The sequence below is a fragment of the Candidatus Stoquefichus massiliensis AP9 genome, from assembly GCF_000455285.1.
GTDB classification, from domain to species: Bacteria; Bacillota_I; Bacilli_A; order Erysipelotrichales; family Coprobacillaceae; genus Stoquefichus; species Stoquefichus massiliensis.
The window spans coordinates 11,809-15,573 of the sequence record NZ_HG005296.1 but is presented as its reverse complement, the minus strand read 5'-3'; the positions used below and the strand labels follow the sequence as shown (position 1 = coordinate 15,573).

At 31.4% G+C, this 3,765-nt stretch carries 4 protein-coding genes; all 4 read left to right on the top strand.

Features of this window, described 5'->3' with window-relative positions; all coding sequences use genetic code 11:
- Window positions 1-993 (top strand): glycosyltransferase family 2 protein (locus BN350_RS16415; RefSeq protein WP_028044564.1); only part of this gene is annotated, 993 nt, incomplete at its 5' end.
- Window positions 993-1,679 carry a phosphatase PAP2 family protein gene (locus BN350_RS16410; RefSeq protein ID WP_028044563.1) on the top strand — a complete coding sequence of 229 codons (687 nt, stop codon included), beginning with the start codon at window positions 993-995 and terminating at the stop codon, window positions 1,677-1,679. The genes BN350_RS16415 and BN350_RS16410, both read left to right, overlap by 1 nt.
- 39 nt (window positions 1,680-1,718) lie before the next feature.
- Window positions 1,719-3,143: an MATE family efflux transporter gene (locus BN350_RS16405; RefSeq protein ID WP_028044562.1), complete on the top strand. Its 1,425-nt coding sequence runs from the start codon at window positions 1,719-1,721 to the stop codon at window positions 3,141-3,143.
- A gap of 70 nt (window positions 3,144-3,213) precedes the next feature.
- Window positions 3,214-3,750 carry a serine O-acetyltransferase EpsC gene (gene epsC, locus BN350_RS16400; protein WP_028044561.1) on the top strand — a complete coding sequence of 179 codons (537 nt, stop codon included), beginning with the start codon at window positions 3,214-3,216 and terminating at the stop codon, window positions 3,748-3,750.
- The last annotated feature ends 15 nt before the right edge of the window (window positions 3,751-3,765 follow it).

Here is a 3,765-nt window from a genome sequence, read left to right as displayed (position 1 = left end):
CCTTGTTATAACTCACAGGAATATATGAGTAAGGCTATTGAATCATGCCTTATTTTAAAAGATGATGTAGAAGTCATTATCGTTGATGATGGATCAAAAGATGAAACTGCATGTATTGGTGATGAGTATGCGACTCAATATCCAGAAACTATTAAATGTGTACATCAAGAAAATGGTGGACATGGTCAAGCAGTGAATACAGGACTTAAAAACGCAACAGGATTGTATTTTAAAGTATTAGACAGTGATGATTGGTTTGATCAGTCGGCATTAGTAAAAGTTTTAGAAACAATTAAGCAATTACATGAAAAAGATGAAGATGTGGATATGTTAATTGCAAATTATGTTTATGAAAAACCTAGTGAAAATAAATCAAGTGTTATCAAATATACCAATGCATTACCACAAAATAGAACATTTAGATGGTATGATGTTAAACATTTTTATCCACAGCAGAATTTATTAATGCATAGTGTTATTTATCGTACACAGTTATTAAGAAATTGTAATCTACAATTACCAAAACATACATTCTATGTAGATAATTTATTTGTTTATCAGCCTTTACCATATGTTGTGACTTTATATTATTTAAATGTTGATTTATATCGTTATTATATTGGTAGAGAAGATCAGTCAGTTAATGAGAAAGTCATGATTTCACGTATTGATCAGCAGATTAAAGTGAATAAACTAATGATTGATTGTTGTGATGTGATGCAATTAAAAAGTCGTAAATTACGTAGTTATATGGTGAAGTATTTAAGTATGATTACAACTGTTTCAAGTGCTTTGCTGGTAAAATCTGGGACAGAAGAACATCTTCAAAAAAGGGATGAATTATGGCTGTATTTAAAACATAAGAATCCAGATTTATATCGTGCAGTGAAACATACAGTATTAGGATCAGTTATGGAAATGGATAGTACTATAGGTAAGAAATTAATTACAACTGGATACAGTATATCTAGAAAGTTATTTGGGTTTAACTAATGAAAAAATTCTTATCTCAATATAAACATGCCTGGGTTTTCCTTTATTTTATTATTTACTTGCCTTGGTATTTTGGTCTTCAACAAAGAGGAACATTTGGATTTAAAGATGTTTATACATCTATTGATCAGGCCATTCCTTTTGTTTCATGGTTTATCTATCCTTATGTCTATTGGTTCTTGTTTGTGGCAGGAACAATTGCATATTTATTTTTCTTCCATAAAAAGGATTTCTATAAATGTGTTGCTTTCTTATTTATTGGAATGACAGTTTGCTTAATTGTCTTTACTATCTATCCAACAAGTTTTGATCATCGTCCAACAGTTATTGAAGGAAGTTCATTATCAACTTTCTTAGTCAACTTTATTTATACAGCAGACAAAAGTCAAAATGTCTTTCCAAGTATTCATGTTTTTAATTCTATTGGATGCGCACTTGCATTAATCAAATGTAGAGATTTTAAAAACTCAAATGCTATGAAAATATTTGCCAATACATCAGCTATTATGATTACTTTATCAACAATGTTTATTAAGCAACATTCTATTTTGGATGCTGTTTCTGCAGGTGTTTTAGCAATTATTTTGTATATACTTATTTACAAATTAGATGTACTCAAGATAGAAGAGAGGGTTGATGAAAAAAGACCTCGTCTATCTAAAAGTTTTAGTAAAATAAGCAGGTAGTTCAATACCTGTTTTCTTATGGTTTAAAGGAGAAACGATATGGCTACAAATCAAAATTTAGCACATGAAAAAATAGGAAAACTTTTGTTTTCATTAGCAATTCCTTCAATTATAGCGCAACTAGTCAATATTTTATATAATATTGTTGATCGTATTTATATTGGGCAAATGCAAGATGGGACGACGGCTATGGCTGCGTTATCTGTGGCTTTACCCATTGTGACTTTTGTGAGTGCTTTTACGCAATTAGTTGGTGTAGGTGGTGCACCACTTTGTGCTATTAGAATGGGTGAACAAAGAAAAGATAAGGCTGAAGAGATTATGACAAATAGTTTTGTATTACTAATTGTTGTGGGAATCATCTTAACGTTAGTGATTTTATTATTTCATGAACCATTATTGTATATTTTTGGGGCAAATGAAGAAACCATTATTCCTGCTGTTTCATATACTAGTATATATGCATTAGGAACAATTTTCGTACAAATCACACTTGGTATGAATGCTTATATTAACACACAGGGATTTGCTAAAATAGGGATGTATACAGTTGTTATTGGAGCAATTATCAACATTGTTTTAGATCCTATCTTTATTTTTATTTTTAATATGGGAGTTGCTGGGGCTGCTTTGGCAACAATTATCGCTCAAGGTGCTTCAGCTGTATGGGTATTAATTTTCTTGTTTGGATCAAAAAGTATTATTAAAATCAAAAAAGAATATTTGATTCCCAAAGTTCATATTATTCTTTCAATTGTTGCTTTAGGGGTATCACCTTTTGTTCAAACAGCTACAGAGAGTTTATTACAGATTTCATTTAATAATCAGTTATTAATATATGGTGGAACGATGGCAGTGGCTACAATGGCAATTTTAATGAGTATCTGGCAGTTTATTACCTTGCCATTACAAGGATTATGTCAAGGTGCACAGCCAATATTAAGTTATAACTATGGTGCTAGAAATTATACACGTGTCAGACAAACATTTCATTTAATGTTTAAGTTATGTTTAGGGTTTGCTTTTATTGCAAGTTTTACTGCAATGTTCTTTTCATCATTCTTTGTATCTATCTTTGCAAGTGATGCACAAACAATTCAATTTTCATCATGGGCATTACGTATTTTCTTAATTGGTGCTGGAATGTTTGGAGCACAGATTGCTTGTCAACAGGCTTTTATGGCATTTGGTCAAGCAAAAGTTTCTGTTTGGATGGCCATTACTCGAAAGATTATACTGCTCATTCCATTGATTTATATATTCCCAAATCTATTAGGTGGAACATCATTTGCAGCAATGATGTCATCGTCTATTGGGGCAATGGTACATGATGGAACACGTGTTTTTGCTGTTTTATTTGCTGAGCCTGTATCTGATATATTGGCTGCCTGTATCACAACATTTATGTTTGTTCGTTTTTATCGAAAAGAATTAAAAAAGCCAGATGAGATTATTGATGAGTAAAAAAATTATAACTTAAATTGTTTCTTTTGCTTATTTGTGATTAAATATGTAAAACAAAGGGGTGAAAGTGATGGAAAAAAGTTTGATATCAAGAATATTAGAAATGGATCCAGCAGCTCGTAATAGATTCAATGTTATTTTAAACTATCCGGGATTACATGCAATGTTCTTTTATCGTATTAACCATTTCTTATGGAATGCACATCTTAAGATGCTTGCACGTTTTCTCAGTCAGATTGCTAGATTTTTAACTGGAATTGAAATTCATCCAGGAGCAACGATTGGAAGAAGATTCTTTATAGATCATGGTATGGGGGTTGTTATTGGGGAAACAACAATTATTGGTAATGATTGTGTTTTATATCAGGGAGTAACTCTTGGAGGAGTTGGAACTGGTGAGCATAAAGTGAAAAGACATCCAACATTACAAAATAATGTGATGATTTCTGCAGGTGCTAAGATTATTGGTGATGTCACAATTGGTGATAATAGTATTGTTGGAGCATCATCTGTTGTTTTGAAAGATGTTCCACCAAACTGTACAGTTGTTGGTGTTCCAGGAAGAATAGTGAAAGAAAATGGTATCCGAGTTGATAAAGACTTATAAGATAAAATTTCAATA